The following is a 26,945-nucleotide window of genomic DNA, read 5'->3' on the forward strand; positions in this document are numbered from 1 at the left end:
CGGTGTCACGACGGTGCGTGACAACGTAGTCATCGAGAAGTCGATCTCAAGGGCCGTACGAGGGAGGGTCAACGGGGCAAACACTGCGGTATGGTCTGCCGACCCTTGGGACGGCAGATCGAGGAGCGTGCGCGTGTTCAACCGGAACCGATGCCTGCGGCGGGTGGCGGCCATCGCGTCCATATCGTCCTTGGTGACCGGATGCGGCGTCCTGGCGTCCGATTCCCCGGACGACGAGGGGCCCATCGTCGTCGGAACCACCAGCTCCCCGAGCACGCTGGATCCTGCCGCCTCCTGGGACAGCTCCTGGGAGCTGTTCCGCAACATCTACCAGACCCTGCTGAGCTACCCGGTCGGCGCGACCGCCCCCCAGCCGGACGCCGCGAAGAGCTGCGAGTTCACCGACAGCTCCAACCAGGTGTTCCGCTGCGAGCTGCGCGAGGGCCTGACGTTCTCCGACGGCGGCACCCTCGACGCCAAGGCGGTCAAGCACTCGATCGACCGCATCCGGACGATCAACGTCAACGGCGGTCCGGCCGGTCTGCTGGGCAGCCTGGACCGCGTGCAGGCACCGAACGAGCGCGAGGTCGTCTTCCACCTCAACAAGCCGGACGCCACCTTCCCGTTCGTGCTCGCCACCCCCGCGATGTCGATCGTCGACCCCGGCGCCTACCCGGCCGGCGCCCTGCGCGAGGACACCGCCGTCATCGGTTCGGGGCCGTACACGCTCCAGTCGTACGAGGAGGGCAAGGAGGCCCAACTCGTCCGCAACGACCGCTACAAGGGCCACGCCGAGCGCCGGAACAACGCGGTGACCATCCGCTACTTCCAGGACTCCGGCACCATGGTCGAGGCGCTGCGGGACGACCGGATCGACCTGACCTACCGGGGTCTGGCCGCGGACGACATCATCGATCTCCAGGGCAGGGCCTCCAAGGAGGAGGAGATCCAGCTCATCGACGGCACCGGGACCGACATCAACTACCTGGTGTTCAACCCGAAGGACCCCTGGGCCGGCAAGAAGGAGGTGCGCCGGGCCGTCGCGCAGATCGTCGACCGCGCGGCGATCGCGCACAAGGTCTACAAGGACACCGTCGACCCGCTGTACTCGATGGTCCCCAAGGGCCTGGATGGCCACACGACGGGCTTCTTCGACGACTTCGGCGAGCCGAGCGTCGCCAAGGCCCGGCAGTTCCTCGCCGGCGCGGGCATCACCGAGCCGGTCCCGCTCACCCTCTGGTACACCACGGACCGCTACGGCTCCGAGACCGCGCTGGAGTTCAAGGAGATCGAGCGGCAGCTGGAGGCGTCGAAGCTGTTCGACATCACGCTCAAGAGCCGTCCCTGGAAGACGTACGTCGAGGGGTACCAGAACGGTGAGTACCCGGTGTTCGGGCGCGGCTGGTTCCCCGACTTCCCCGACGCGGACAACTTCATCGCCCCGTTCGTCGGCGAGCAGAACGCGCTCGGCACGCCCTACGCGGCGAAGAAGATCACGAACGATCTGCTGCCCAGCTCCCGCCGGGAGAGCGACCGTGGCAACGTGGTGAAGCAGTTCGAGGAGGCCCAGCAGATCCTTGTCGACGACGTGCGGCTGCTGCCGCTGTGGCAGGGGCGGGCGTACGTGGCGGCGAGCCGGGACATCTCGGGCGCCGAGCGGGCGCTGGACCCGTCGACGATCATGATGATGTGGGAACTCTCCCGCAAGACCAGCTGGTAGCACCGGCGGACGACCGTCCGCCGGGCCGGTTGTCAGTGGTCGCCTGTAGGTTCTGTGGCCTGGAAGTGACCGCACACGTGAGGACATTGACGTGACCGACATCGCCATGCTGCCCGAGTCCTGGCGCGGGGTTCTGGGCGACGAGCTGCAGCAGCCCTACTTCAAGGAGCTGACCGAGTTCGTCGAGGAGGAGCGGGCGAAGGGTCCCGTCTACCCGCCGCGCGAGGAGGTCTTCGCGGCGCTGGACGCCACGCCGTACGACAAGGTGAAGGTCCTGGTCCTCGGCCAGGACCCCTACCACGGCGAGGGCCAGGGCCACGGGCTGTGCTTCTCGGTGCGCCCGGGCGTGCGGATCCCGCCGTCGCTGCGCAACATCTACAAGGAGATGCACGCCGAGCTGGGCACCCCCATCCCGGACAACGGCTATCTGATGCCGTGGGCCGAGCAGGGCGTGCTGCTGCTCAACGCGGTGCTCACGGTCCGCGCCGGCGAGGCCAACTCGCACAAGGGGCGGGGCTGGGAGAAGTTCACCGACGCGGTCATCCGCGCGGTGGCCGGGCGCCCCGACCCGGCGGTCTTCGTGCTGTGGGGGAACTACGCGCAGAAGAAGCTGCCGCTGATCGACGAGAGCCGCCACGTGGTGGTCAAGGGGGCGCACCCCTCTCCGCTGTCGGCGAAGAAGTTCTTCGGCTCGCGTCCGTTCACGCAGATCAACGAGGCGGTGGCCGCGCAGGGCCACGAGCCGATCGACTGGACCGTCCCGAACCTGGGCTGACGCGTCCCGCCGTGTGCCGCGCCGGGCGCGGGCCGGTTCCACCGGTTCCCGCACCCGGCCGTTCCCGGGGCGGCTTGGGGCGCGGCGGAGCGGCTTGCCCGGTACCGCGCCCGGCTGCGGTTAGCGTCGGGGGCGACAGCCGGCGAGCGGTGCGGAGGACGCGGTGGCGGAGCGACAGGGGCAGGCGGCGCCGGACGCCGTGCCGACGCGGATCGGTCAGGTCGTGATGCTGCACCACGCGGGGGACCGCGAGGAGGCCCGGCACCGTTTCCTCGCCCTGTGGGCGGAGATCGGGGAGCACGGCGACCCGCTGCACCGCTGCACCCTGGCCCACTACCTCGCCGACACCCAGGACGAGCCCGAGGACGAACTGGCCTGGGACCTGCGGGCGCTGACGGCGGCCGAGGAGGTCGCCGGCGACCGCCCCGCCGAGTACGAGGGAACCGTCGCCGTGCGCGCCCTCTACCCGTCGCTGCATCTGAACCTGGCCGCCGACTACCTTCGCCTCGACCGCCCCGACGCCGCCCGCACCCATCTCCGCCGGGCCCGGGACGCGGCCCGCACCCTCGCCGACGACCGCTACGGCGAGGGCGTGCGGGCAGCCATCCGGCGGCTGGCCCTCCGACTGGGCGAGGACGGCACTCCCGGGAGCTGGGGACCGCCGCGGCAGCGCCCGTAGGGGCGGCGGCCTGCGCCCGGTCCCGCCGGACGCCGTGCGCCCCCGCTCGCCCGCGGCCGGTTCAGCGGCCGTACGCGTCGCGGCAGATGGCCGCCTCCGGGCTGTCCGCGCGCCAGCCGCCGTACTTCCTGCCCAGCGCGCACAGGTCCGGTCTGCCCGAGGCGTCACCGTGCATCGACTCCGCGACGCCGGGGAGGTCCACCGGGGGACCCGGCGTCCGGCCGTGGCCGCCGGACCCGGGACCGGCCGGACGGGTCTGCCCGGTGCGGTGGCCGGGCGGAGCGTCACGCCGCGGCTCGGTCGTGGGCGCGGCGCGGTGCGACGGGGACGCGGACGCCTTCGGCGGCCGGGACGGGCCGATCATCTCCAGGGCCTCGCGCGCCGGTGCCTGCACGACCTGCGTCTCGTTCTGTCCCACCGGACGTGGCTCGGTCCGCTGGGACGGTGCCGTCCCCGCGCCGGGGGCGAGGGGCCGCTGGACCGTCACACAGCCCGAGAGGGCGGAGACCGCCACGGTCACCAGAAGCGTTGCTGTGGTCGTCGTTCGGTGCACGCGCGCAACTCTGCTGGCTCCGCCCGCCCCGGTGGGGGCGGACAGGCGCAGCATGCCCCGCACGGGTGATCTCCGGCCCCGTACGGGGGGCCCGGAAGGTGCCGCGGGTGACGTCACTCGCCGATGGCGCCGTCGATCCGCTCGCGGAGCAGATCGGCGTGGCCGTTGTGCCGCGCGTACTCCTCGATCATGTGGGTGTAGATCCAGCGCAGGCTGTACGGTTCGCCGGTCTGCCTGCCGACGCCCCGGGACAGGTCGTCCAGCGCGAAACCGGCCGCGTTGCGCCGGGCGGCGTCGATCTCCGACTGCCAGGTGGCGTACGCCTCCTCGTGGGTGTCCGCCGCGGTGAGGTGGAAATCGCCGTCCCGGTCGGCCTCGCTGTAGTAGAGGGGGCCGGCGGCCTCGTCCGCGAGCACCCGGCGGAACCAGTTGCGCTCCACCTCCGCCATGTGCCGCACCAGTCCCGTCAGGGACAGCTTCGAGGGCGGTACCGACGCGGTGCGCAACTGGTCGTCGGTCAGCCCCTCGCACTTCCAGGAGAGGGTGCGGCGGTGGTAGTCGAGCCAGCCCTCCAGCATGGTGCGCTCGTCGGCGTCGGGGGCGGGTTCACTGCGCTCGGTCGTCATGGTGTCATCCTTGCCCGGAGCCGCCCCCGCACACCGGGCGATTCCGGCCTCGGACGCGCCGGTCGGCACCGCGGATCCGCGGGCGGTTCGAGCGGGACCGGGAGCCCCGGCCGGCGCTCCCGCCGGCCGCCGTATGCTTCCCAGCGGACCACGACGGGCGAGGACCAGAGGAGCACACCAGGTGAAGGTCGGCTGCATCGGACTCGGTGACATCGCACAGAAGGCCTACCTGCCGGTACTCGCCGTCCAGCCCGGAGTGGAACTGCACCTGCACACCCGCACCCCGGCGACGCTGGACCGGGTCGCCGACGGCCTCCACCTCCCGCCCGCACGGCGTCACCCGGACCTCGGCTCCCTGCTCGCCCAGGACCTCGACGCGGCCTTCGTGCACGCGCCGACCGAGGTCCACCCGCAGATCGTCACCCGGCTCCTCGAAGCGGGCGTACCGACCTACGTCGACAAGCCGCTCGCCTACGAACTCGCCGACTCCACGCGGCTGGTGACGCTCGCCGAGGAGCGGGCCACCAGCCTCGCCGTGGGCTTCAACCGGCGCTTCGCCCCCGGCTACGCGCAGTGCGCCGACCATCCGCGCGAGCTGATCCTGATGCAGAAGAACCGGATCGGGCTGCCGGAGGAACCGCGCACGATGATCCTCGACGACTTCATCCACGTCGTGGACACCCTGCGCTTCCTGGCGCCCGGCCCGGTCGACGACGTGACCGTGCGCGCCCGTACCGAGGGCGGGCTGCTGCACCACGTGGTGCTCCAGCTCGCCGGTGAGGGCTTCACCGCCCTCGGGGTGATGAACCGCCTCAGCGGTTCCGCGGAGGAGATCCTGGAGGTCTCCGGGCAGGACACCAAGCGCCAGGTGGTCAACCTCGCCGAGGTGATCGACCACAAGGGGCAGCCGACCGTGCGGCGGCGCGGCGACTGGGTGCCGGTGTCCCGGCAGCGCGGCATCGAGCAGGCCGTGCTCACCTTCCTGGACGCGGTGCGTGCGGGCAGGGTGCTCAGCGCCCGGGACGCGCTGGCGACCCATGAGCTGTGCGAGCGGGTGGTACGAGCGGTCCACGAGCGCTCCGCCTGAGGCGCACCGCCTCGGTGACGCCCCACACCGCGAGCACCAGCAGCGCCGCGTGCAGCGGCCAGTCGCCGAAACGGACGTAGGGCGTGGTGCCGTGCGCCAGCGGGACCTCGTACACCCGCGCGGCGCTCGCGTCCGTACCGAGCCACGTGCCGACGCGCCCGCCGCCCGGCCCGTACACGGCGGAGACGCCCGTCAGTGTCGCGTGGACCATCGGGCGCCCGGACTCGGCGGCGCGCAGCGCGGCCAGCGAGGCGTGCTGTTCGGGGGCCCAGCTCTGCTGGAACGTCGAGGTGGAGGACTGGGCCAGGAGGACGTCGGCGCCGTCCTCGGCGAGGTGCCGGCTCATGTCGGGGAACGCGGACTCGAAGCACACCATGGGGCCGATCCGCAGTCCGTCCCCGGCGTCCATCACCACCTGCCGCGAGCCGCGCCTGCGGTCCTCGCCGGCCGCCTCCCCGACGGAGGTCGCCCAGCCCAGCAGGGAGCGGGCCGGGACGTACTCGCCGAACGGCACCAGCCGCATCTTGTCGTACCGGTCGCCGGTCGGTCCGTCCGGGCCGATCAGCACCGAACTCTTGTAGATGCCGGGCTTGTCGGAGCGCCGGGCGTCCACGTTGACCAGGATCGGCGAGCCCGTCTCGCGGGAGAGCGCGGCCAGCCGCCGGGCGAGGTCGGGCCGGGCCCCGAGGTCGAAGCCCACGCTGCTCTCGCCCCAGACGATCAGTGCGACGTCCTGGCCCACGAGCTCGCGGGTGAGCCGCTCCTCGCGGTCGAAGCGGCGGTCCGCGCTGTCGCGTCCGGAGACGACGCCCGGCTGCACGAGCGCGATCCGGACCCGCCGGTCGGGGTCGGGGCGGGGCGAGAACACCCAGGCTGCCGAGGCGGCGGCGGCCGTGGCGACCAGGCAGGCCACGGCGGGCACCCGGGCCCGCGGGACCGCGACGAGCACGGCCACGGCGACGTTCAGGGCCACCACCAGGAAGCTCGGCAGCCAGACCCCGCCCACCGACGCCAGCCGCAGCGCGGCCTCCACCTGCCACTGGCTCGCGCCGAGCACACCCCAGGGGCCACCGAGCCCCTCCCAGGAACGGACCAGCTCGATCACCAGCCAGCCCGAGGGCACCACGACGAGCGCGGCCGCGACCCGCCCGCGCGTCGGCTCCCCGCCGAGCAGCCGCCGCACCAGTCGGCCCCACGGCGCCCACAGCGCGCCCAGCAGGGCGGCGATGACGAACGTGAACACGTGCAGGTTCGGCAGCAGCCAGTGGTGCATGGCCAGCATGAAGCCGAACCCGCCCCACCAGCCGTCGTGGGCCGCCCGTTTCCCGGTCGGAGCGCCGCGGACCAGCAGGATCCACGGTACGAGGGCGACGTAGGCGAACCACCACAGGGACGGGGCGGGAAAGGCCAGGACGGGCAGGGCGCCCACGACCGCGGCGACGGTCGAGCGCCGCCACGGGGAGGTGAGCCAGTGGCCGAGCGTCTTCATAGGCGCCTCCCTACCCCGTGGTGCCTCCAGTGTGCGTCCCGGAGGTGATCCGGAACAGGGCACGCCGGTTCAGTGGATCACAGGCCCGCCGGGCGGTCGGGAAGGCGGCGCCACTTCTCCCGCACGACCACCTCGCTCAGCCGCCAGCCGTCGTCGGTGCGCAGCAGGGCGAAGGCGCACCGCCCGCCGCACACGAGGTCCGGGGCGGCGGACGCGCCGTCCTGCCCGCCGCCGCCCATCGGATTCACGTAGTCGGCCTGGACCTGCGCCGTGTCGCCCGTGTCCTGTTCCCAGACCCCGAACCGCACCCGCCGGTTGACGAACAGGTGCTGCCGCACCGGAAACGCCTCCAGGCTCTCCGCCAGCCACCCGGCGACCGTCCCGGCGCTCCCCTCGATGCCCCCGGCCGAGCGGTAGTCCACCCGCCCGTCCGGCGTGAACAGCCGCCGGTACGCCGGCCAGTCGCCGTCGTCCACGGCCATCGCGTACTCGGTGACCAGCCCGTCCACGGCCAGCCGGTCCCTCACGGTCGCGAGCTCCACACGCTGCGTCATCGGCTCAGTGTTGGCCATCGGGGGTGCGTGGCCAAGGGGGCGTGCGCGGGAATTCGCCCGACCCGGGCGTACGGCGCGGCAGCCGGGGTTCCGGGTCACCCGGCCGGCCCCCCGCCCCGTGCGGTGCCTCGACGCCGGTCGGGGGAGCGGGTACACCCGTGGGGCCGGGCACGGGACCGGGCTCGCCTAGGGCCGGGTCCGTCCCGTGCCGACGGCCGACAAGGGGCTCGTCGGCGGGGCGGCGAGGGCCGCCGCGAGAGGCGAGGAGGAGAGCGCGATGACCGCACGGACGGGCAGGGTGATCTGCGACATCACGGTGTCGGCCGACGGCTACTCGGCCGGGCTCCACCAGACGGAGGCGCGTCCCTTCGGCGACGACGGCGGAGACGGCACCGGCGGCAGGCTGCACGCCTGGATGTTCGACACCCCCGAGGAGAACCGGGCCGAGGCCGACCTGGTGTCGGCCGCCGGGGCATTCGTCATGGGGCGCAACATGTTCGGTCCGGTGCGCGGGCCGTGGGACCGGCAGTGGAACGGCTGGTGGGGTGAGAACCCGCCGTTCCATGCCCCGGTGTTCGTGCTCACCCACCACGCGCGCGAGCCGCAGCCGATGGACGGCGGCACCACCTTCCACTTCGTCACCGAGGGCGTCGAGCCGGCCCTGGCGCGGGCGCGCGCGGCGGCCGGCGACGCCGACGTGCTGGTCCTCGGCGGCGCGCACACCGTCAACCAGTACCTCGCCGCCGGCCTGGTCGACGAGCTGCGGCTGCACATCGCGCCGCTCACGCTCGGCGCCGGTACGCGGCTGTTCGAGGGGGTCCCGCCGCTGGACCTGGAGCAGGTGAGGTCGCGCCCGGCGACGCTGGCCACGCATCTGACCTACCGCGTGCTGCCCTGAGCGTCGGCCGTCACCCCGGCCCGCGCGGGAATCGACGGGCCGTCACCCCCCTCGGTGAGCGTGCCCGCGCGTCTGCGAGCCTGAGGATCTTCGTCCCGCGCTCTTCGCCAGGAGGTACTCATGAAGCGTCCGGTCACCGTGGTCACCGGTGGCAGCCGGGGGATCGGCGCCGCGATCTGCCGCAGGCTCGCCGCGGAGGGGCACGACGTGGTGGTGGACTACGTCCGCGACTCCGCTGCCGCGGAGGCGGTGGCGGAGGAGGTGCGGGCGGCCGGTGCGCGCGCCGTCACCGTGCGCGCGGACACCTCCGTCGAGGCGGACGTCGAGCGGCTCTTCGACGTGGCGGAGCGGGAGGCGGGGCCGGTGACGGGACTGGTGAACAACGCGGCGGTGACGGGGCCCCTGGGGGCCTTCACCGAGGTGGACACCGACACCCTGCGGCGGGTCGTCGACGTCAACCTGATGGGCACCCTGCTGTGTGCGAGGCGCGCCGCGCAGCTGATGACGCCCCGGGGCGAGGGGGTCATCGTGAACATCTCCTCCGGCGCCGCCACGCTGGGCAGCCCCGGCGAGTACGTCCACTACGCGGCGACGAAGGCCGCGGTGGACACGCTGACGCTCGGGCTGGCCAAGGAGCTGGGACCGGACGGGATCCGTGTCAACGCGGTCGCGCCGGGTGTGATCGACACCGAGATGCACGCCGCCATGGGCGCTCCGGACCGGGCCCGGCGGATCGCGGGGGCGGTTCCGCTGCGGCGGGCGGGACGGGCCGAGGAGATCGCGGCGGCGGTGGCGTGGCTGATGTCGCCGGACGCCTCGTACGCCACGGGGGCGGTGCTGCGGGTCGCGGGCGGGCGCTGAGACGGACGCCGGACGGCGGTGGACGCCGGCGTCGGGCCGGTGGCACGGGCGGCGCGCGTCCGGGGCCGTCAGGCCGCCTCGACGACCTGTCCGGCGATCGCAGCCGCCCACTCGACCACCAGCAGCTCGTACTCGGCGCGCTCCTGGGCGGACAGGGACCCGCCCGAGCGCAGCCACAGGGCGCGGATCTGCTCGTTGACCTCGGCGGCGGACCGCACGGAACCAGGGGTCATTAAATCGGGGGACATGCCCACAAGCCTAGGGCCATGGACTGACAGTGCGCTACCGGGCGGCTACCCGTCCCGTATGTCCTCGGTCACGTGCCCGGGACACGTACCCCCGGACTCAGCCCGCCGACTCAGCCCGCCGACTCCGCCGCGTGCGGGCTGAGGACGCCCATGGAGACCAGGACGATGATGACGATGCCGAGCGCGATGCGGTACCAGACGAAGGGCATGAAGCTCTTGGTCGAGATGAACTTCATGAACGAGTTCATGCGTCGAGGTCCTGAGCGGCTTTGACCTGCTGTTTCCACCACTTTTCAGGATCGAAACAGAGAGCAGTGGGAGAGGGCACCTTCCAGAGCTCTCCCTCGCTGGCCACGAAGCGCAGCCACCTGGTTTGCAGCGAATCGGCGATCTCCTGCTCACAGCCGGAGTAGTTCCGCCGGTCGGCTTTGCCGGTGCGGCGCTGGGTGCGGACGAGGGTGCCGTCGATCAGGACCAGATCTCCGCCCTGTCTGGCGATCTCGTTCAGGGCGCGGTCCAGGCGTGGAGCCTGGGCGGCGAGCAGTCCGATCAGCTCGTCGCGCGGGCGCCGGACGGTGGATTCCGACACGTTGTTTCCGCCCGGCCATGTCGGCGAGGCGCTGGTCATGCCGCAGCACGGCCAGGACGATCACCGCGATCTTTCCCGGTGGGTTTGCCGGCACGAGGGACTCCGCTGCTTGCGCATGCCCGGCAGAAGCACGGAGGTCGCCGTTCTCGTCGGAGCGGACCGTCGCTCCGTACGACGTCGCACTCATCCCTGTCGGACATCCCCGCGTAGCCAGGGAGTGGCGCTCCCTGGAAAAGCTTGACCTTCCTGATGCCGATATCGGCAGGTGTACTGAACGCATCGAACCGAGCACCAATGACCAGGAGCCTCCGTGAACATCAGCGGCAACACCATTTTCATCCCCGGCGGCACCTCCGGCATCGGCCTCGGCCTGGCCCTGCGCCTGCAGGCCAAGGGCAATACTGTGATCGTCGGCGGCCGACGCGCCGAGCTGCTGGACGAGATCCGCTCCCAGCACGCCGGTATCGGCACCGTCGTGATCGACACCACCAGCCCCGCCTCGATCGCCCAGGCGTACGAGAGCGTCACCTCCCGCTACCCGCAGCTGGACACGCTGATCACCATGGCGGGCATCATGCTGCCCGAGGACCTCGCGACCGAAGGCTCGCTACAGGTCGCCGAGCAGACCGTCGAAACCAACCTGTTGGGCCCGATCCGGCTGGTCTACCAGTTCCTGCCGGCCCTGCAGAAGGGCGAAAAGGCGACCATCATCACGGTTTCCTCCGGTCTGGCCTATGTGCCGCTACCGGCCACGCCCACCTACAACGCCACCAAAGCCGCGATCCACTCCTTCACCGAGGGCATCCGGGTGCAGCTGGAGAAGAGCAACGTCCAGGTCATCGAACTGGTCCCGCCGGCGGTCCGGACCACGCTGATGAACCAGGAGGAGTCGCCGATCGCGATGCCCCTGGAGGAGTTCCTCGAGGAGGTCATGACCCTGCTGGAGAAGGCCGGCGACGCCGAGCAGATCCTGGTCGAGCGAGTCAAGTGGCAGCGCAACGCCGTGGCCGAGGGCCGCTACCAGGACGTGCTTGGCGTTCTGGCCGGGCGCTACCGCTCCTGACCTCCCGGCCTGGACTACGGATGGCCGGCCACCGAGGGCATCGAGGGCGACACCGGAGAACCGCCGATCTTCACCCTTCGCCCGGATGACGCCTCGCCCTCGGGAACGGCCTACGCGGCCGGGTCGCTGTGGGTGGGCGCGCTGGGCGGGCAACGCCTCTGGCAACTCCCGGTTGCGGGTGAGCAGCCCTCCGGGCAGCCGATCTCCCACCTCGAAGGCACCTACGGACGTATTCGGGCGGTCCGGACGGCACCGGACGGTTCGTTGTGGATCACTACGTCCAACACCGATGCGTCGACCTGGGGTGGCACTCCGTCTCGGGACGGGGACGACCACCTGCTGCGCATCGAGGTGAATGCTCCTTGACACAATTCCTTTGAACGACGGATGCCAGATCCCGCAGATCGGCTTTGGTACCTGTCTCATGCCCTCTCCGGATACCGAACGGCTGGTGGGGACGGCTCTGGTGGCCGGGTACCGTCACATCGACACCGCCCGCTACTACCGCAATGAGGCCCGGGTGGGCAAAGCGGTGCCGCCAGTGACCTGCCCCGAGAATCGCTGTGGGTCACCAGCAAACTGCCCTTCGGCGCGCACACACGTCCGTCAGGCGATCGATGCGAGTGTGGGCGAATTGGGCACGCACCCGGACCTTTACCTGATCCATTGGCCGCAGCAGGGACACTACGCGCAGACCTGGCGGGCCCTGCAGGAGGCCCAGGCCGACGGCCGACTGCGCTCGGTCGGCGTCTCCGACTTCCACCGGGGACATCTGGAGCGCATTCTGGGCGACGGCGGTATCCGCCCGGCTGTGAACTGTGCCGACCTCGGCATTGCCGTTCAGGCGTGGTCCCCCCTGGGCGCCGGGGCCGTGCTACGGGACCGGACGATCGCGTCGGTGGCCCAGGACGTCGGACGTTCATCCGCCCAGGTGATCCTGCGCTGGCACCTGCGGCGCGGCGATCCGGTCATGCCCAAGGCCGGCGCAGGGCCCAGGATCCGGGAGAACCTGGCGTCGGACGACTTCGTACTCAGCCCGGGTGACATGACCCGCACCGACCGGATCGACCGGGGGGAGCGTGGGCGCTCTGGCCCGCGGCCTGCCGCGGCTTGAACCGCGATCCACGCTTCGTGGGGGAGAATTCACCCGCATGAGCTTGTCCGATCTTTCAGAGATTTCCCTCGGACCCTCCGGCCTGGGGCTTCGAACCAGAAGGAGGTAGCTGGTGTCCACCGAAAATGATTCGCTCGGCGGGTTCCTGCGCCATCGGCGCGAACGTCTGTCCCCCCAGGAAGCGGGTCTTTCCCCAGGCGGACGTCGGCGCACTCCCGGACTGCGACGCGAGGAGGTGGCCTCGCTGGCCGCGATCTCTTCCGATTACTACGGTCGGCTGGAGCAGGGGCGGTTGACCAACGCCTCATCGGCCACCCTGGCCAGTCTGGCCCGGGCCCTGCGCCTGTCGTTGGACGAGCGGGACTACCTGTTCCGTCTGGCCGGACAGGAACCACCGTCACGCCACTCGGCCTACGCCCACATCGACCCGGCCATGTTGTTCCTGCTCGACGCCCTGTCCGAGACCCCGGCCCAGATCACCGACGACCTGCTGACCGTGGTGGCGCAGAATCAGGCAGCCACCGCGCTGCTCGGCCCCTGGACCGGGCTGCCGGATTTCGACTCCAACGTCACTTGGCGCTGGTTCGCCGACCCGTCCTCACGTGCCCTGAACGTCCCGGAGGAACACGCGGCCATCGGCCGCGCCTACGCCGCGGATCTGCGCTCAGGTCTGGCCCGTCGGCCCGCGCGCGAGAAATATGGCACCGAACTGGCGAAGGACCTGCTGGAGCGCAGCGCGGAGTTCCGTAACCTTTGGGAGGACCATGAGGTGGAACCGCTGACCTCATCCGCCAAGCGCATTCAGCACCCAGAGGCAGGCGTGCTCGACCTGCAGTGCGATGTCGTCCTGAGTCCGGCCACCGGACACCGTCTCATCGTCTTCCGCCCGCGCCCCGGCTCCGGCGCAGGCGCCAAACTGTCCTTCCTGTCCGTGCTCGGCGAGCAGAACTTCGACTGACGGCCACGGACCTTCGCAGTCGCCGCCGGCATCGGTGACCAGGTCCGCGGTCCAGGCATGGGGCCGTGCTCAGCGGTCGCGCCCGGGCCCCGTCCTGTTCGACCACCACCGGCCCCGGCAGGTCACCGTGGTCGAGCACCACCTCGCGCACGCCGCCTCCGCCTTCCACCCCAGCGGCTTCGACGAGGCCGCCGTCCTGGTGGTCGACGGCTCCGGCGACGGCGTCTTTGCCACCCTCGCCCACGGCACCGCCGACGGACTGAAGGTCCTGCGCCAGTTCCCGTTCAGCCAGTCGCCGGGCTGGTCCTACGAAACCGTCGCCGAACACCTCGGACTCGGCAACTGGACCAGCTCCGGCAAGCTCATGGGCCTGGCCGGCTACGGCAACCCCGACCGCTACACCCTCGACTTCCTCACCGCCCGCGCCGGCGGCTCGTCGAGAAGGAGCTGAGCGACGTCATCGTGACGGCCGCAGTGGCACTTGCCCGCATCACCCCGGACCCGGAGAAGGCGCTGGCCGGCCGTGTCCAGGGCCTGCCGGCGCGCCTCAGCCTCGACCGACCCGGGCCGGCCGCCACGCGGAACGGCCCGCACAGCTGCTGCTGTGCGGGCCCTATTTCTGCTCCCGACTTTGCAGGTGCGCACTTCGGGCTGATCGTCTCCCGGTCTCCTGAGTGGGAGACAAGTGGGAGATGATCATGGAGTGGTGCCGCAGTCAGGCGCTGGAAAACGCTGGATGGCGCTACATGTGCCTACCGGATCAGTGCGCCGATTCCGCAGCATGAGGACTCAGCACACCCATCGAGACCAGGACGATGATGACGATGCCGAGCGCGATGCGGTACCAGACGAACGGCATGAAGCTCTTGGTCGAGATGAACTTCATGAACCAGGCGATCACCGCGTAGCCGGTCGCGAAGGCGATCACCGTGGCGAAGGCCGTCGGGCCCCAGGAGACGTGCCCGCCCTCCGCGGCGTCCTTCAGCTCGAACAGGCCGGAGGCCAGCACCGCCGGGATGGCGAGCAGGAACGAGTAGCGGGCCGCGGCCTCGCGCCGGTAGCCCATGAACAGGCCGCCGCTGATGGTGGCGCCGGAGCGGGAGACGCCCGGGATGAGGGCCATGGCCTGGCAGATGCCGTAGATCAGACCGTCCCTGACGGTCAGGTCCCCGAGTTCCTTGCGCTGCTTGGCCACGCGGTGCCGGCCGCCGCTCTCGCCCCGCGCGGCGAGGCGGTCGGCGATGCCGAGCACGATGCCCATGCCGATCAGCATGGCCGCGGTGATCCGCAGGTCGCGGAACGGCCCCTCGATCTGGTCCTTGAGCGTCACCCCGAGCACGCCGATCGGGATCGAGCCGACGATGACCAGCCAGCCCATGCGGGCGTCCTGGTCGCGCCGCATCTCCTTGTTCGTCAGCGACCGCGTCCACGCGGACAGGATGCGCCCGATGTCCTTGCGGAAGTAGATCAGGACCGCGGCCTCCGTGCCGATCTGGGTGATCGCGGTGAAGGCCGCGCCCGGGTCCTCCCAGCCGGAGAAGGCCGCGGTCAGCCGCAGGTGCGCGCTGGAGGACACGGGCAGGAACTCGGTCAGCCCCTGGACGAGTCCGAGGATGAGGGATTCAAACCAAGACATGAGGTAGCGGAGTCCAAGTGCCGATCGTGGAACGGACGAAGGGCACGCCGCACCACCGCCGAGGGGCGGTGATCGTCGATCAGGTGTGCCGAGGGGGAAGCGTAGCGCCCCAAGATGAAGGTCCCGACACAGGGGCCGGACGGCCGGGGAGCGGCCGCGGGGCGCGGCTCAGGCCGCCGTCGGGCCGGCGGTCGTCCACCCCGGGGACCGCGGGTGCGCGGTCAGGTCCTCGTGGCGCACCTCGTCGCCGCAGGACCGGCAGGTGACGGCCGGGACGAACTCGTCGCCGCAGACGTGCTCCAGCACCATCGGCAGCTCGCCGTCCGGGTGCAGGTGGCGGTCGCCCCACTCCTTCAGGGTCAGCAGTACGGGCTCCAGCTCCAGCCCCGCCCGGGTGGGCCGGTACTCGAAGCGCTGCGGGCGCTCGCTGTAGGGGACCTTGGTCAGGATCCCGGCCTCGACCAGCCGCTTCAGCCGTGTGGCCAGGATGTCGCGCGGGGCGCCGGTGTTGCGCACCAGCTGGTCGAAGCGGCCGTTGCCGAGGCACACCTCGCGCAGGACGAGCAGGGAGTACTTCTCGCCGACCAGGGCGAGCGTGTCGGCGATCGAGCAGGGGCGCGGGTGCTTGGTGGCGGCCATACGGCCGATTCTACGGGAGGGTTGGAAATTCCAACGCACGGAGCTATGGTGAGTTCGGATTTCCTACTCACTGGTAGGTCGATGCTGATCCGTCCGGCCGCACCGCGCCCGGGCGGTCGAGGAGGCCCGCACCATGCGTGACGCAGTCGTCGTCGAAGCCGTACGCACCCCCATCGGCAAGGGCAAGCCGAACGGCGCCCTCGCCCACGTCCACCCCGTCGAACTCCTCGCCCACACCCTGCGCACCCTCGTCGAGCGCTCCGGCGTCGACCCGGAGCTGATCGACGACGTGATCGGCGGCACCGTCGACCAGGTCGGCGAGCAGGCCATGAACACCACCCGCTACGCCGTCCTGTCCGCCGGACTGCCGGAGTCCGTCCCGGCCACCACCGTGGACCGCCAGTGCGGCTCCTCCCAGCAGGCCGTGCACTTCGCCGCGCAGGGCGTCCTCTCGGGCGCGTACGACCTCGTCGTGGCCTGCGGCGTGGAGTCCATGAGCCGGGTGCCGATGTGGTCCAACGTGCCCGAGGGCAAGGACCCCTTCGGCCCCGGAGTCGCCGAGCGCTACCCCGAGGGCCTGGTGCCGCAGGGCATCAGCGCCGAACTGATCGCCGCCAAGTGGTCGCTCACCCGCGAGCGGATGGACGCCTTCGCCGTCTCCTCGCACCGCAGGGCCGCCGCGGCCTGGGACGCCGGCCTGTTCGACGCCGAGGTGGCACCCCTGGACGGCGTCACGCGCGACGAGTGCGTACGCCCCGACAGCGACCCGGCGACCCTGGCCGGCCTTCGCCCCGCCTACCACGACCCCGCCTACGCCGCCCGCTTCCCGCAGATCGAGTGGAACGTCACCGCCGGCAACGCCAGCCCGGTCAACGACGGCGCCTCCGCCGTCCTGATCACGTCGAGCGAGACCGCCGCCCGGCTCGGCCTGCGCCCGCTCGCCCGGCTGCACAGCTTCGCCGTCACCGGCTCCGACCCGCTGCTGATGCTCACCGGCGTGGTCCCCGCCACCGAGAAGGTGCTGCGCCGCGCCTCCCTGTCACTGGACGACATCGACCTGTTCGAGGTCAACGAGGCGTTCGCCAGTGTGGTCCTGGCCTGGCAGCAGGAGACCGGCGCCGACCTCGCCAGGGTCAACGTGCACGGCGGCGCCCTCGCCCTCGGCCACCCGCTCGGCGCCAGCGGCACCCGGCTGACCACGACCCTGGTCCACGCGATGCGCGAACGCGGTGCCCGCTACGCCCTGCAGACCATGTGCGAGGCCGGCGGACTCGCCAACGCGATGGTCCTCGAACGGGTCTGACGCCCCGCCGGGCTCCTCAGCGCCCGCCCAGCCGGTGCCGCTTGCGCCACGCCACCACAGCGCCCGCCAGACCCGGTACGGCGATGCAGGCCAGCGCGATCAGGAAGGCCGGGGACGTCGGCGTCGAGGCGCGGGCGCCGGCCACCACGTAGGCGGCGGTGTTCGGGACCGAGCCGAGCGCCGTCGCCAGCAGGAACGGCAGCAGGCCCATCCGGGAGACGGCGGCGCAGTAGTTCGAGGCGGCGAACGGGATGCCCGGGAAGAGCCGGGCCGCCAGCATCGAGCGGAAGCCGTGCCGGCTGAGCTGGTCGTCCGCCGCCTTCAGCCAGCGCCCGCGCAGCAGCGGACGCAGCGCGTCCTGCCCGAGCGCCCGCCCCAGGCAGAACGCCAGCCCGGCACCGAGCACCGTGCCGCCGAGCGCGGCCCCCAGACCGAGCTGCGTCCCGAACAGCGCGCCCGCGGCGAGGTTCAGCAGCGGGCGCGGCACGAACGCCACCGTGCACACCCCGTAGGCCACCGCGTACGCCACGACCGCCGCGGCCCCGCCGAGGTGCGCCGGCCAGCCCTCGGTCAGCAGCCGCTGCGGCTGGAAGGCCAGCACCAGCGACGCCGCGGCGGCGAGCAGCACGACCAGCAGCGACAGCCGCGACCACGGCGACAGCAGCACTCTGGCGCAGCGGGCTGCGGGACCGGTGGCGGGGGCGAGCGCGGGGGCGGCCGTGGGGACGGCGACCGCGAGGTCGGTGGAGGTGGCCCGGGGAGAGGCCGTGGCGGTGCCCCCAGAGCGGGTGGTGGCATCGAGCATCCGGTGACACTAACCGACATATGTGTGTGATCGCCGTAGTGTTCGTCTCATGGGCGTAACAGGGGACGGAACAACGGCCCCCGAGGACACCGCCCCCGGGGACGGCCGCGCCGCCGTGACCCGGCGTCCCGTCGCCGAAAACCATTCGACGCGGGGCGGGTCGTCGGCAAGGATCGACCCCATGTTCCGGTACGCCTTCCACCTCGCAGCATCCGCCGTCGCGGATGCCCCGAAGGCTGCCGTTCCCGCTGTCCTCGCCGCAGTCGACGGCGCCCGAAGCTGACCCTCCCCGGATCGTCCGGCGGACCCCGCAGGGGGAGGGTCGGCACCTTCCCGGGGGTCCCCGTCCCGCCGCCCGCCGCATCCGCCGCGAGCCGGGACGCGCACGCGTCACCATCGAGAGGCTTCGAGGTACCGCCATGTCCAAGACGGCGTACGTCCGCACCAAACCGCATCTGAACATCGGCACGATGGGCCATGTCGACCACGGCAAGACCACCCTGACCGCCGCCATCACCAAGGTCCTCGCCGAGCGCGGCTCCGGCAGTTTCGTCCCGTTCGACCGCATCGACCGGGCCCCGGAGGAGGCGGCGCGCGGCATCACCATCAACATCGCGCACGTCGAGTACGAGACCGACACCCGGCACTACGCGCACGTCGACATGCCCGGCCACGCCGACTACGTCAAGAACATGGTCACCGGAGCCGCGCAGCTCGACGGGGCGATCCTCGTGGTCTCCGCGCTCGACGGGATCATGCCGCAGACCGCCGAGCACGTGCTGCTCGCCCGGCAGGTGGGCGTGAACCACATCGTGGTCGCGCTCAACAAGGCCGACGCCGGGGACGAGGAGCTGACCGACCTGGTCGAGCTGGAGGTCCGCGACCTGCTCTCCGCGCACGGCTACGGCGGCGACTCCGCGCCCGTCGTCCGGGTCTCCGGGCTCAGGGCCCTGGAGGGCGACCCGCGCTGGACGGCGTCGGTCGACGCGCTGCTCGACGCGGTGGACACCTACGTGCCCATGCCCGAGCGGTACGTCGACGCGCCCTTCCTGCTGCCGGTGGAGAACGTGCTCACCATCACCGGCCGGGGCACCGTCGTCACCGGCGCCGTCGAGCGCGGCACCGTCCGCGTCGGCGACCGGATCCAGGTGCTCGGCGCCGGCGTGGAGACCGTGGTGACCGGCCTGGAGACCTTCGGCAAGCCCATGGCGGAGGCGCAGGCCGGGGACAACGTGGCGCTGCTGCTGCGCGGGGTGCCGCGCGACGCGGTGCGGCGCGGGCACGTGGTGGCCGCACCGGACAGCGTGGTGCCGAGCCGGCGCTTCACCGCGCAGGTGTACGTGCTGTCGGCCCGCGAGGGCGGCCGCACGACACCGGTGTCGACCGGCTACCGGCCGCAGTTCTACATCCGCACCGCGGACGTGGTCGGCGACGTCGACCTCGGCGGGACGGCCGTCGCCCGGCCCGGGGACACCGTCACCATGACGGTGGAGCTGGGCCGGGAGGTGCCGCTGGAGCCCGGACTCGGCTTCGCCATCCGGGAGGGCGGCCGCACCGTCGGGGCCGGCACGGTGACGGAGGTCGGCTGAACCACGCGGGGCCGCCCCCTCCCCCCGAGGGGGCGGGCGGCCCCGCGCACCGGCGACGGCACAATGTGACGGTGAGCGAGCCCCTCCCCGTGACCCGTGTCGTCGAGCACGGCACCGCCAAGCTGATGCCCGACATCGACCGGGAGCGCGCCTGGCTGCTCACCGTCGACGGGGCGCCCCAGTCGTACGTCGACCTGGACGAGCCGACGCACCTGGAGTTCGAGTACGCCCGGCGGCTCGGGCACCTCCTGGACACCGTCGCCGAGCCCGGCCGGCCGCTGGACGCGCTGCACCTCGGCGGCGGCGCCCTGACCCTGCCCCGCTACCTGGCCGCCACCCGGCCCGGCTCCCGGCAGCACGTCGTCGACGCCGACGGCCCGCTGCTCGACCTGGTCGCCGAACACCTGCCGCTGCCCCCGGACTCCCGCGTCGCGCTGCACGCGGCGGACGCCCGCGCCTGGCTGGAGGCGGCGCCCGACGACAGCGCGGACGTCCTCGTCGCCGACGTCTTCGGCGGCTCACGCGTCCCGGCGCACCTGACCTCTGTGGCCTACGTGCACGAGGCCGCGCGCGTGCTGCGCCCCGGCGGGGTCTACCTCGCCAACCTCGCCGACGCCGCCCCGTTCGCCTTCCTCCGCTCCCAGCTCGCCACACTGGCCACGCGGTTCGAGGAACTGGCGCTGATCGCCGAGCCGGGGGTGCTGCGCGGGCGCCGCTTCGGCAACGCGGTGCTGGCCGCCGCGCACCGCCCGCTGGACATCGCCGCCCTCTCCCGCCGCACCGCCGCCGACGCCTTCCCCGCCCGCGTCGAACACGGCGCGGCCCTCCGGGACTTCACGGGCGGCGCACGGCCGGTGCGGGACGAGGACGCGGTGCCCTCACCCGAGCCCCCCGAGGGAGCGTTCGGCATCGGCTGAGCGGCGGCACGGGACGCGGTGCGTCAGGTGAGCCCACCCACGGGGCGCTCGGGCTCGGCCGCCGGCGCACCGGCCGGCTCCGGGGCCGCTTCGGTGACGTGGCGGGTACGGCGCCGCAGGTCGCGTACGTCCGGGACGCACAGGACCGCCGCCGTGACGACCACCACCAGCGCGGCACAGCCCCACAGCGCCTCCGTGCGCCCGAAAGCCGTCTCCGCCGGGCCCGCCAGCGCCATAGCGGCCGGCACCAGCGCGACGGAGCCGAACCAGTCGTACGCCGAGACCCGGGACAGCTTGTCCTCCGGTATCTCCTGGTGCAGCGCGGTCATCCAGGAGACGCCGAACACCTCCAGGGACACACCGGTCACGAACATCACCGCGCACAGCACGGCGACCGGCACCGGGACGGCCAGCGCGGCGGACGGCAGGGCCAGCGGGAACACGCACAGGGTGCCCACGAACAGCATCCGGCGCGGCTGCCAGCGGGTCATCACCAGCGCGCCCACCACCGTGCCCCCGCCGAAGAAGGCCAGCGCCACGCCCCACGGCGCGGCACCGCCGAGGTGGTCCCGCGCGACCAGCGGCCCGTAGACGGCGTCGGCCGCGCCGACCACCGCGTTCGCGACGGAGAACTGGACGACGACGCCCCACAGCCAGGGCCGCCCGCTGAACTCCCGCCAGCCCTCCCGCAGATCGGCGAGCATGCCGCCACCGGGAGCGCGCGGCGGGACGTGCTTCACGTCGAGGAAGGCCCGCAGCGCCGCCGCGGCCGCGAAGGCCGCCGCGTCCGCCGCCAGCACCCAGCCCGGTCCGATCGCGGCGACCATGGCGCCGCCGAGCGCGGCCCCGCCGAGGGTCGCCCCGTGCATCGCCATCCGGAACACCGCGAACGCCCGGCCCGCCTGCTCGCCCTGGACCGACGACAGCAGCATGCCCTCGGCGGCCGGGCTGAAGAACGCCTGGCCGGTGCCGCCCAGCGCGCTGAGCAGCATCATCTGCCACAGCCGCGGCTCGCCCGCCAGGACCAGTGCCGCGAACGCGGCCTGCGAGACGCAGTTCAGGGCGTTGGCCGCGACCATCACCCGGTGGCGCGGCAGCCGGTCCGCGACCGCGCCGCCGATCAGCAGGAAGAGCACCAGCGGCAGGGTGCGGGCGGCGGCCACCAGACCCACGTCGCCGGCGTCGCCGCCCGCGCCCAGCACGGCGAAGGCGGCGGCGATCAGCGCGCCGTGGCTGCCCAGGTTGGTCACCACAGCGGCGGCGGTCAGCAGGGAGTAGTTGCGGCCCGCCCAGGCGGGGCGGCGGCGGAGGACGGTGGTCGGCACCCCGTGACTATCGCCGGGGCGGGGCCGACGTGCCAAATGCCGTGCGAGCCCCCTGGCCCGCTACGACTCCGTCGGGGCCTCCTCGGTGAGGCGCACCGTGCTCAGGATCTTCTGCACGGTCGCGTCGGGGATCTCGTCCTTGACGCCCTTGGCGCCGTACAGGTTCCAGGTGACGTAGTTGCCGGCGCCGTTCTTGAACGCGAAGGTGATCGCCTTGCCCTCGCTGTCGCACTTGCCGTTCTGCGGAGTGTTCTCCGAGCGGGCGGTGGCGACGCTGCCCTTGATGCCGGACGCCGTGGTGTACGCCTTCGGCTTCTCGTACTTGACGCTCTTCTTGTCGGGCTGGGTGTAACCGCCGAAGATCCACCACGGCACGCGCGTCTCGGCGGCCTCGTCGGCGTTCTTGGCGCCGTTCTCCCCGCGGGTTCCGGCGGTGGCGAGGGCGGTGTCCTCCTCGCGGCCGTCCTTGTTGTCGTCGCTCGTGCACCACTTGGACTTCAGGTACGCCGGGGCGGTGACGGTGGTGCGGTCCAGCTCACCGTCCTCCTCCTCCCACTCGAAGCCCACGCTGGTGCCGGGAGTCTCGATCTCCCAGTCGGCCGGCACGTCGAACTTGGTGCCGAAGCGCGTGTTGACGACGACCTTCCAGCCCGGAATGGTCGCCTTCTCCTCGTCGCCGCCGCGCGGGTTGCCCTCCGAGGCGGAGGTGCTCGGCTCCGCGGAGGTCTCCTTGGACACGGTCGGGGTCGGCTTGCCGTCCTTCTCGCCGCCGGCCTCGTCGTCCTTGTCGCCGCCGAGCACCAGGAACCCGGTGACACCCGCGGCCACGACGACGGCCGTCGCCGCCACGATCGCCACCAGCTTGGTCCGGTTCCCGCCGCCCCCGCCCTGCGGCGGCTGAGGCGTGCCCACGGTGGACGGCGCCCCCCACTGCGGCTGCTGCTGGTACGGGTTCGGCTGCTGATAGCCGGGCTGCTGGTACGGATTCGGCTGTTGGTACCCCGGCTGCTGGTACGGATTGTTCGACTGCGGGTTCTGCTCGCCCCCGGGCGGCTGCTGTCCTGGCCACATGGGCAGCAACCCTATCCGCGCGCGGGACACGATTGGGTCACCGCCGTTTGACGGGGACGTAGCAAAATCCGGCCGCCGCGCGGCATGGCCAGCCGAGGCTACTCGCGGGTAACCTTCGGGTATGAGCGCAGACCAGATGTCCATCGGCGACATGCTCGCCGCCACCGTGCCCATGGCCCGCACCCTGGGCCTGGAGTTCCTGGAGACCACGCCCGAGCGGGCCGTGGTGGCCCTGCCGGACCGGGCGGACTTCCACAACCACGTGGGCGGGCCGCACGCCGGCGCGATGTTCACCCTCGGTGAGTCGGCGAGCGGCGCGATCGTGCTCGCCGCGTTCGGCGACCAGCTCGCGCGCGCCGTGCCGCTGGCCGTCCGCGCCGACATCGCCTACAAGAAGCTGGCGATGGGCCCGGTCACCGCCACCGCGACCCTCGGCCGCCCGGCCGCCGAGGTCGTGGCCGAACTGGACGCGGGCCGGCGCCCCGAGTTCCCGGTGACGGTCGCCATCAGCCGCGAGGACGGCGCGGTCACCGGGGAGATGACCGTCGTCTGGACCCTGCGCCCCAACAGCTGACCGCCCCCGGCCCGCGACACGGGGCGGGGGCGGCGCGGGCGCACGGTGCGGGGCGTCGCCCGCCGGTTCCGGGCGGACCGGCCGCCGCCGGCCCTGGGCGCCGGCCGGCCCGGTCCACGCCCTGCGCGAGTCCGCCGGCAGCCGGCGGCGGCGTGGCGTGGTGGCGGCGGCGCCGGCCGGCCTGTCGCTGCGTCCGTCAGGTGCCGGCCTGCGGCTCCCGCGGGGCCGGCACACGGGCGGGGCGGCCGGCCCTGCCCGGGCGCCGCCCCTCCACCCGGTAGGCTTCCCGCCCGTGCGCCGCGCTCGGGCGCACGCACGGACCCGCGACGACGCGCGCGGGCTCAGCGGACCGGGAGGAAGTGGCGTGCACGTCCAGGAGTGGCTCGAGACCGTCCCGGCGGTCGCCGTGTACGCGCTGGTGGGACTGGTCATCGGGCTGGAGAGCCTCGGCATCCCGCTGCCCGGCGAGATCATCCTGGTCTCGTCCGCGCTGCTCGCCTCCCAGCACGGCGACATCGACCCGGTGATCCTCGGCGCCTGCGCCACGGCCGGCGCGATCATCGGTGACTCGATCGGCTACGCCATCGGCCGCAAGGGCGGACGGCCCCTGCTGGCCTGGCTGGGTGCCCGCTTCCCCCGGCACTTCAGCGAGGGGCACATCGCCACCGCCGAGCGGTCCTTCCAGAAGTGGGGCATGTGGGCCGTGTTCTTCGGCCGCTTCGTGGCCCTGCTGCGCATCTTCGCCGGCCCGCTCGCGGGTGTGCTGCGGATGCCGTACTGGAAGTTCCTGACCGCCAACGTCCTCGGCGGCATCCTGTGGGCGGGCGGCACCACCGCCGTCATCTACTACGTCGGCATCGTCGCCGAGTCCTGGCTGAAGCGGTTCTCGTGGCTGGGCCTGGTGGCCGCCGTGCTGGTCGGCGTGGTGTCGATGCTGGTGCTCAGGCGCAAGGCCGCGCGGGCGACCGCTCGGCGGCCGGGCGCCGACCCTGAGCCGGTCCCGGCCGCCGACTGAGCGTCACGAACCCTCGTGCGCCTCGCGGTGGGCCTTCGCCAGCTCCGCGTACATCGTGCCGTTGAGCGTGATCCCCTCCCGCTCCTCCCGGGTCAGCTCGCGCCGCACCTTCGCCGGCACCCCCGCGACGAGCGAGCCGGGCGGCACCTCCATCCCCTGCGGCACCAGTGCCTGCGCCGCCACCAGTGAACCGGCGCCGATCACCGCCCCGTTGAGGACCGTGGCCCCCATGCCGATCAGGCAGTCGTCCCCGACGGTCGCGCCGTGCACCACGGCGTTGTGCCCGATGGAGACCCGCTCGCCCACGGTGACGGGGTGGCCGGGGTCGGCGTGCAGCGTGCAGTTGTCCTGCACGTTGCTGCTCGCGCCGACGGAGATCCGCTCGACGTCACCGCGCAGCACCGCCCCGTACCAGACGCTCGCCCCCGCGTGCAGCGTCACGTCCCCGATCACCGAGGCCGTGGGCGCCACGAACGCCCCGGCGTCCAGCCGCGGCTCCTTGCCCCCGATGCCCTCGACCAGCGCGCTGTGCGTCATCGCCTTCCCTTCCACCCGCGTCGTGAACAGCACGCACCGTAGCCCAACCCGGTGGGGTGAAGATCACAGGGTCGCCGGACCGACGGCGCCACGCCCGCCGACTACGGTGAGCGGGTGCCCAAGCGCAAGAACACGTTCTCGTCCTGGCCGCGCCGCCTCGCCCAGCGCGCCGTCCACGCGGGCTGGGCCTGGGCGCAGCGCACCGGCTCGGTGACCGCCGAGCACCCCGGCCGCTTCCGCTTCGGGGCGATGGGAACAGGTACCAGACTCGCCTTCCCGCTCGGCACGGTCTTCGGCGAACCCTGGATCCGGATCGGCGCGCACTGCATCGTCGGTGAGCAGGTCACGCTCACCGCGGGCCTGATGCCCGGACTCGACCTCGGCCCCGAGCCGATCCTGCGCATCGGCGACGGCGTCGTCCTCGGCCGGGGCAGCCACGTCATCGCGGACACCACCGTCACCATCGGCAGCGACTGCTACTTCGGGCCGTACGTCTACGTCACCTCCACCAACCACTCCTACGACGATCCGCACGCGCCCATCGGCAAGCAGTGGCCGCGGATGGAACCGGTGGAGATCGGCCCCGGGTGCTGGATCGGCACCGGCGCCGTGATCCTGCCGGGGGCGCGCGTCGGGCGGAACGTGGTGGTGGCCGCGGGCGCGGTGGTCCGGGGCACGGTGCCCGACCACGCCGTGGTGGCGGGCGCCCCGGCCCGGGTCGTACGCCGCTGGACCCCCGCCGACGGCTGGCAGCCGCCGCTGCGCACCCCGGCGCCGGTGCCGATCCCGGAGGGCGTCACCCCGGAGCAGCTGCGGGCGCTGTCCGGGCTGGACGAGGAGGGCGCCGCGCGGCTCGCGGCGCTGGACGACGAGGACGTGGCGCGGCTCGCCGCGCTGGACGGGGAGAGCGCGGGCCGGCCGGCCGACCGGCACGGGGACGGCGCGGCGCGGCCGGCCGGGCTCTGACCCGGGAGCCGGCGAAGCCGGTGGAGGGCGGCGGGCAGCCCGGCCCCGGTGACCGGTCCGTTCCGCGCGGCGACCGGGGAGCCGCGCAGTACAGTGCGGTGAACGATCGGGTGCAGCACACCGTGGCCGAGCAGAATGCACTCCGGCAGTCACCGTATGGAAGGGAGGGGAGGGCGCGTTGTCGGACCTCGACCTGCTGACCCAGTCCCTGGCGCGCAACGTCAGGCGCTGGCGCACCGAGCGCGGTTTCACCCTGGACACCCTCGCGGCCCGGGCGGGCGTCAGCCGCGGCATGCTCATCCAGATCGAGCAGGCCCGCACCAACCCCAGCATCGGCACGGTCGTCAAGATCGGCGACGCGCTCGGCGTCAGCGTCCCCACCCTGCTCGACTACGAGCGCGGCCCCGCCGTCCGTGTCGTCCCCGCCGACCAGGCCGTGCGGCTCTGGCACACCGAGGGCGGCAGCTACAACCGGCTGCTCGCGGGCACCGAGGCGCCCGGCCCGCTGGAGATGTGGGACTGGCGGCTGATGCCGGGGGAGAGCAGCGACTCCGACCCGCACCCCGCCGGCACGGTCGAACTCGTCCACGTCACGTCCGGTGAACTGACCCTCACCGTCGACGGCGTCGAGCACCGGGTGCCGACCGGGGCCAGCGCCTCCTTCGAGGCCAACACGCCCCACACCTACGGCAACCGGGGCGACGTCCCGATGGAGATGATCATGACCGTTTCGGTGCCGCCCGTGCGCTGACACAGCCCTCCGGCCCCCGCCGGACGGGCTGTTACGGTGCGGCCATGCGCGCACCCATCGGAGACTTCGACCACGCCACCCCCGCCCCCGACTGCCTCGACGAGCTCACCGCCCCGGTTGCCGCCGCGGTCCGCGCCTGGAGCGGCAGCGTCCCCGCCGAGCGGATCCTCCACGTCGACACCGACCCGCGCTGGGCCGACACCGCTGTCTTCGTCGAGCACTACGGCCGGGACCTGCTGGAGCGGTCGGCCAACTGCGTGGTCGTGGCGGGCAGGCGCGGCGGCGGGAGCACGCTCGCCGCGTGCGTCGTGCTGTCCACCACCCGGCTCGACGTCAACGGGGTCGTACGCCGTCACCTCGGCGCCCGCAAGGCGTCCTTCGCCCCGATGGACACCGCGACGGGGGAGACCGGCATGGAGTACGGCGGCATCACCCCGATCGGACTCCCGGGCGACTGGCCGGTGCTGGTGGACGCGGCCGTCGTCGACCTGCCGTACGTGCTCGTCGGCAGCGGCCGGCGGCGCGGCAAACTGCTGGTGCCGGGCAAGGCGTTCGCCGAACTGCCGGGAGCGGTGGTGCTGGAGGGGCTGGGGGTGGCCTGAG

31 protein-coding genes and 1 pseudogene are annotated in these 26,945 nt (G+C 72.7%); 19 read left to right on the top strand and 13 right to left on the bottom strand.

Translation table 11 applies throughout. From position 1 onward, the window contains the following. Positions 1–133: 133 nt before the first annotated feature. The 3 genes from FHX78_RS29870 (at position 134) to FHX78_RS29880 (ending at position 3,174) form a co-directional block, all read left to right on the top strand. Positions 134–1,720, top strand: coding sequence for an ABC transporter substrate-binding protein (locus tag FHX78_RS29870; RefSeq protein ID WP_167531885.1), 1,587 nt, complete (start codon positions 134–136; stop codon positions 1,718–1,720). A 91-nt stretch (positions 1,721–1,811) separates the two neighbouring features. Then, positions 1,812–2,495 (top strand): uracil-DNA glycosylase, encoded by a 684-nt coding sequence (ung, locus tag FHX78_RS29875; RefSeq protein WP_145870497.1) that lies wholly within the window; start codon positions 1,812–1,814, stop codon positions 2,493–2,495. A gap of 163 nt (positions 2,496–2,658) precedes the next feature. Continuing rightward, positions 2,659–3,174 carry a hypothetical protein gene (locus FHX78_RS29880; RefSeq protein ID WP_145870498.1) on the top strand — a complete coding sequence of 172 codons (516 nt, stop codon included), beginning with the start codon at positions 2,659–2,661 and terminating at the stop codon, positions 3,172–3,174. A gap of 61 nt (positions 3,175–3,235) precedes the next feature. Here FHX78_RS29880 and FHX78_RS29885 read toward each other — a convergent pair whose 3' ends face one another. Both FHX78_RS29885 and FHX78_RS29890 read right to left on the bottom strand, forming a co-directional pair. Then, positions 3,236–3,727 carry a hypothetical protein gene (locus FHX78_RS29885; protein ID WP_229924013.1) on the bottom strand — a complete coding sequence of 164 codons (492 nt, stop codon included), beginning with the start codon at positions 3,725–3,727 and terminating at the stop codon, positions 3,236–3,238. Between the two features lie 113 nt (positions 3,728–3,840). Beyond that, the gene (locus tag FHX78_RS29890; protein WP_145870500.1) at positions 3,841–4,353 is read right to left on the bottom strand and encodes a DinB family protein; all 513 of its coding nucleotides are present in this window, start codon (positions 4,351–4,353) and stop codon (positions 3,841–3,843) included. Between the two features lie 181 nt (positions 4,354–4,534). Between FHX78_RS29890 and FHX78_RS29895 the strand changes: the two genes are divergently transcribed. Then, on the top strand, positions 4,535–5,440 hold the full coding sequence (locus tag FHX78_RS29895) for a Gfo/Idh/MocA family protein (protein WP_145870501.1): 906 nt from the start codon (positions 4,535–4,537) through the stop codon (positions 5,438–5,440). Here FHX78_RS29895 and lnt read toward each other — a convergent pair. After that, positions 5,364–6,929, bottom strand: a complete 1,566-nt coding sequence (lnt, locus tag FHX78_RS29900) for an apolipoprotein N-acyltransferase (protein WP_145870502.1) — start codon at positions 6,927–6,929, stop codon at positions 5,364–5,366. The two genes, FHX78_RS29895 and lnt, sit on opposite strands and share 77 nt — an antisense overlap. 77 nt (positions 6,930–7,006) lie before the next feature. Further along, positions 7,007–7,483, bottom strand: coding sequence for a nuclear transport factor 2 family protein (locus FHX78_RS29905; protein WP_145870503.1), 477 nt, complete (start codon positions 7,481–7,483; stop codon positions 7,007–7,009). Between the two features lie 277 nt (positions 7,484–7,760). Between FHX78_RS29905 and FHX78_RS29910 the strand changes: the two genes are divergently transcribed. Both FHX78_RS29910 and FHX78_RS29915 read left to right on the top strand, forming a co-directional pair. Further along, complete coding sequence (locus FHX78_RS29910) at positions 7,761–8,381, top strand: dihydrofolate reductase family protein (RefSeq protein WP_145870504.1); 621 nt, start codon at positions 7,761–7,763, stop codon at positions 8,379–8,381. A gap of 120 nt (positions 8,382–8,501) precedes the next feature. Next, entirely contained in the window at positions 8,502–9,242 is a 741-nt protein-coding gene (locus tag FHX78_RS29915; RefSeq protein ID WP_145870505.1) for an SDR family NAD(P)-dependent oxidoreductase, read from the top strand. A 68-nt stretch (positions 9,243–9,310) separates the two neighbouring features. Here the strand turns inward: FHX78_RS29915 and FHX78_RS29920 are convergent, their stop codons facing one another. The 3 genes and pseudogenes from FHX78_RS29920 to FHX78_RS37180 all read right to left on the bottom strand — a co-directional run bounded on the left by FHX78_RS29920 (position 9,311) and on the right by FHX78_RS37180 (position 10,118). Continuing rightward, the gene (locus FHX78_RS29920) at positions 9,311–9,490 is read right to left on the bottom strand and encodes a hypothetical protein (RefSeq protein ID WP_145870506.1); all 180 of its coding nucleotides are present in this window, start codon (positions 9,488–9,490) and stop codon (positions 9,311–9,313) included. Between the two features lie 110 nt (positions 9,491–9,600). Further along, positions 9,601–9,729: pseudogene (locus FHX78_RS29925) on the bottom strand (undecaprenyl-diphosphatase); the annotation flags it as partial. 5 nt (positions 9,730–9,734) lie between these two features. Beyond that, entirely contained in the window at positions 9,735–10,118 is a 384-nt protein-coding gene (locus FHX78_RS37180; protein WP_189908631.1) for a hypothetical protein, read from the bottom strand. 271 nt (positions 10,119–10,389) lie between these two features. On the opposite strand from FHX78_RS37180, the gene FHX78_RS29935 reads away from it, so the two are divergent. The 5 genes from FHX78_RS29935 to FHX78_RS29955 all read left to right on the top strand — a co-directional run bounded on the left by FHX78_RS29935 (position 10,390) and on the right by FHX78_RS29955 (position 13,665). Continuing rightward, a complete protein-coding gene (locus FHX78_RS29935; protein WP_145870507.1) occupies positions 10,390–11,142 on the top strand; it encodes an SDR family oxidoreductase in 753 nt (250 codons plus the stop codon). Positions 11,143–11,151: 9 nt separating this feature from the next. After that, a complete protein-coding gene (locus FHX78_RS29940) occupies positions 11,152–11,508 on the top strand; it encodes a PQQ-dependent sugar dehydrogenase (RefSeq protein WP_145872213.1) in 357 nt (118 codons plus the stop codon). A gap of 10 nt (positions 11,509–11,518) precedes the next feature. Further along, positions 11,519–12,256 (top strand): aldo/keto reductase, encoded by a 738-nt coding sequence (locus tag FHX78_RS29945; protein ID WP_167531886.1) that lies wholly within the window; start codon positions 11,519–11,521, stop codon positions 12,254–12,256. A 112-nt stretch (positions 12,257–12,368) separates the two neighbouring features. Beyond that, positions 12,369–13,214, top strand: coding sequence for a helix-turn-helix domain-containing protein (locus FHX78_RS29950; protein ID WP_145870508.1), 846 nt, complete (start codon positions 12,369–12,371; stop codon positions 13,212–13,214). Between the two features lie 34 nt (positions 13,215–13,248). Then, a complete protein-coding gene (locus FHX78_RS29955; protein ID WP_145870509.1) occupies positions 13,249–13,665 on the top strand; it encodes a carbamoyltransferase N-terminal domain-containing protein in 417 nt (138 codons plus the stop codon). A gap of 309 nt (positions 13,666–13,974) precedes the next feature. Here FHX78_RS29955 and FHX78_RS29960 read toward each other — a convergent pair whose 3' ends face one another. Both FHX78_RS29960 and FHX78_RS29965 read right to left on the bottom strand, forming a co-directional pair. Then, positions 13,975–14,850, bottom strand: a complete 876-nt coding sequence (locus FHX78_RS29960; RefSeq protein WP_145870510.1) for an undecaprenyl-diphosphate phosphatase — start codon at positions 14,848–14,850, stop codon at positions 13,975–13,977. Between the two features lie 168 nt (positions 14,851–15,018). Beyond that, positions 15,019–15,489 (bottom strand): winged helix-turn-helix transcriptional regulator, encoded by a 471-nt coding sequence (locus FHX78_RS29965; protein ID WP_145870511.1) that lies wholly within the window; start codon positions 15,487–15,489, stop codon positions 15,019–15,021. 133 nt (positions 15,490–15,622) lie between these two features. Between FHX78_RS29965 and FHX78_RS29970 the strand changes: the two genes are divergently transcribed. Continuing rightward, entirely contained in the window at positions 15,623–16,792 is a 1,170-nt protein-coding gene (locus FHX78_RS29970) for a thiolase family protein (RefSeq protein ID WP_145870512.1), read from the top strand. Between the two features lie 16 nt (positions 16,793–16,808). On the opposite strand, the gene FHX78_RS29975 is transcribed toward FHX78_RS29970, so the two are convergent. Continuing rightward, the gene (locus FHX78_RS29975; protein ID WP_145870513.1) at positions 16,809–17,597 is read right to left on the bottom strand and encodes a TVP38/TMEM64 family protein; all 789 of its coding nucleotides are present in this window, start codon (positions 17,595–17,597) and stop codon (positions 16,809–16,811) included. 419 nt (positions 17,598–18,016) lie between these two features. Between FHX78_RS29975 and tuf the strand changes: the two genes are divergently transcribed. Then, positions 18,017–19,186 carry an elongation factor Tu gene (gene tuf / locus FHX78_RS29980; protein ID WP_145870514.1) on the top strand — a complete coding sequence of 390 codons (1,170 nt, stop codon included), beginning with the start codon at positions 18,017–18,019 and terminating at the stop codon, positions 19,184–19,186. A 71-nt stretch (positions 19,187–19,257) separates the two neighbouring features. Continuing rightward, the gene (locus FHX78_RS29985; protein WP_145870515.1) at positions 19,258–20,103 is read left to right on the top strand and encodes a spermidine synthase; all 846 of its coding nucleotides are present in this window, start codon (positions 19,258–19,260) and stop codon (positions 20,101–20,103) included. 23 nt (positions 20,104–20,126) lie between these two features. Here FHX78_RS29985 and FHX78_RS29990 read toward each other — a convergent pair whose 3' ends face one another. Together FHX78_RS29990 and FHX78_RS29995 are read right to left on the bottom strand one after the other, a co-directional pair. Further along, positions 20,127–21,428, bottom strand: a complete 1,302-nt coding sequence (locus FHX78_RS29990; protein ID WP_145870516.1) for an MFS transporter — start codon at positions 21,426–21,428, stop codon at positions 20,127–20,129. A 60-nt stretch (positions 21,429–21,488) separates the two neighbouring features. Continuing rightward, positions 21,489–22,499: a DUF8017 domain-containing protein gene (locus FHX78_RS29995; RefSeq protein ID WP_145870517.1), complete on the bottom strand. Its 1,011-nt coding sequence runs from the start codon at positions 22,497–22,499 to the stop codon at positions 21,489–21,491. A 121-nt stretch (positions 22,500–22,620) separates the two neighbouring features. Between FHX78_RS29995 and FHX78_RS30000 the strand changes: the two genes are divergently transcribed. Both FHX78_RS30000 and FHX78_RS30005 read left to right on the top strand, forming a co-directional pair. Continuing rightward, complete coding sequence (locus FHX78_RS30000) at positions 22,621–23,073, top strand: DUF4442 domain-containing protein (RefSeq protein WP_189908632.1); 453 nt, start codon at positions 22,621–22,623, stop codon at positions 23,071–23,073. A gap of 364 nt (positions 23,074–23,437) precedes the next feature. Next, a complete protein-coding gene (locus FHX78_RS30005; RefSeq protein WP_145870518.1) occupies positions 23,438–24,088 on the top strand; it encodes a DedA family protein in 651 nt (216 codons plus the stop codon). A gap of 3 nt (positions 24,089–24,091) precedes the next feature. Here the strand turns inward: FHX78_RS30005 and FHX78_RS30010 are convergent, their stop codons facing one another. After that, the gene (locus tag FHX78_RS30010) at positions 24,092–24,625 is read right to left on the bottom strand and encodes a gamma carbonic anhydrase family protein (RefSeq protein WP_145870519.1); all 534 of its coding nucleotides are present in this window, start codon (positions 24,623–24,625) and stop codon (positions 24,092–24,094) included. A 114-nt stretch (positions 24,626–24,739) separates the two neighbouring features. On the opposite strand from FHX78_RS30010, the gene FHX78_RS30015 reads away from it, so the two are divergent. The 3 genes from FHX78_RS30015 to FHX78_RS30025 all read left to right on the top strand — a co-directional run bounded on the left by FHX78_RS30015 (position 24,740) and on the right by FHX78_RS30025 (position 26,944). Further along, positions 24,740–25,591: an acyltransferase gene (locus FHX78_RS30015; protein ID WP_145870520.1), complete on the top strand. Its 852-nt coding sequence runs from the start codon at positions 24,740–24,742 to the stop codon at positions 25,589–25,591. Between the two features lie 178 nt (positions 25,592–25,769). Further along, the gene (locus FHX78_RS30020) at positions 25,770–26,342 is read left to right on the top strand and encodes a helix-turn-helix domain-containing protein (RefSeq protein ID WP_145870521.1); all 573 of its coding nucleotides are present in this window, start codon (positions 25,770–25,772) and stop codon (positions 26,340–26,342) included. 44 nt (positions 26,343–26,386) lie between these two features. Continuing rightward, positions 26,387–26,944, top strand: coding sequence for a YbaK/EbsC family protein (locus FHX78_RS30025; protein WP_145870522.1), 558 nt, complete (start codon positions 26,387–26,389; stop codon positions 26,942–26,944). Position 26,945 lies beyond the last annotated feature (1 nt).

The sequence above is a fragment of the Streptomyces capillispiralis genome (assembly GCF_007829875.1).
Classification (GTDB): Bacteria; Actinomycetota; Actinomycetes; order Streptomycetales; family Streptomycetaceae; genus Streptomyces; species Streptomyces capillispiralis.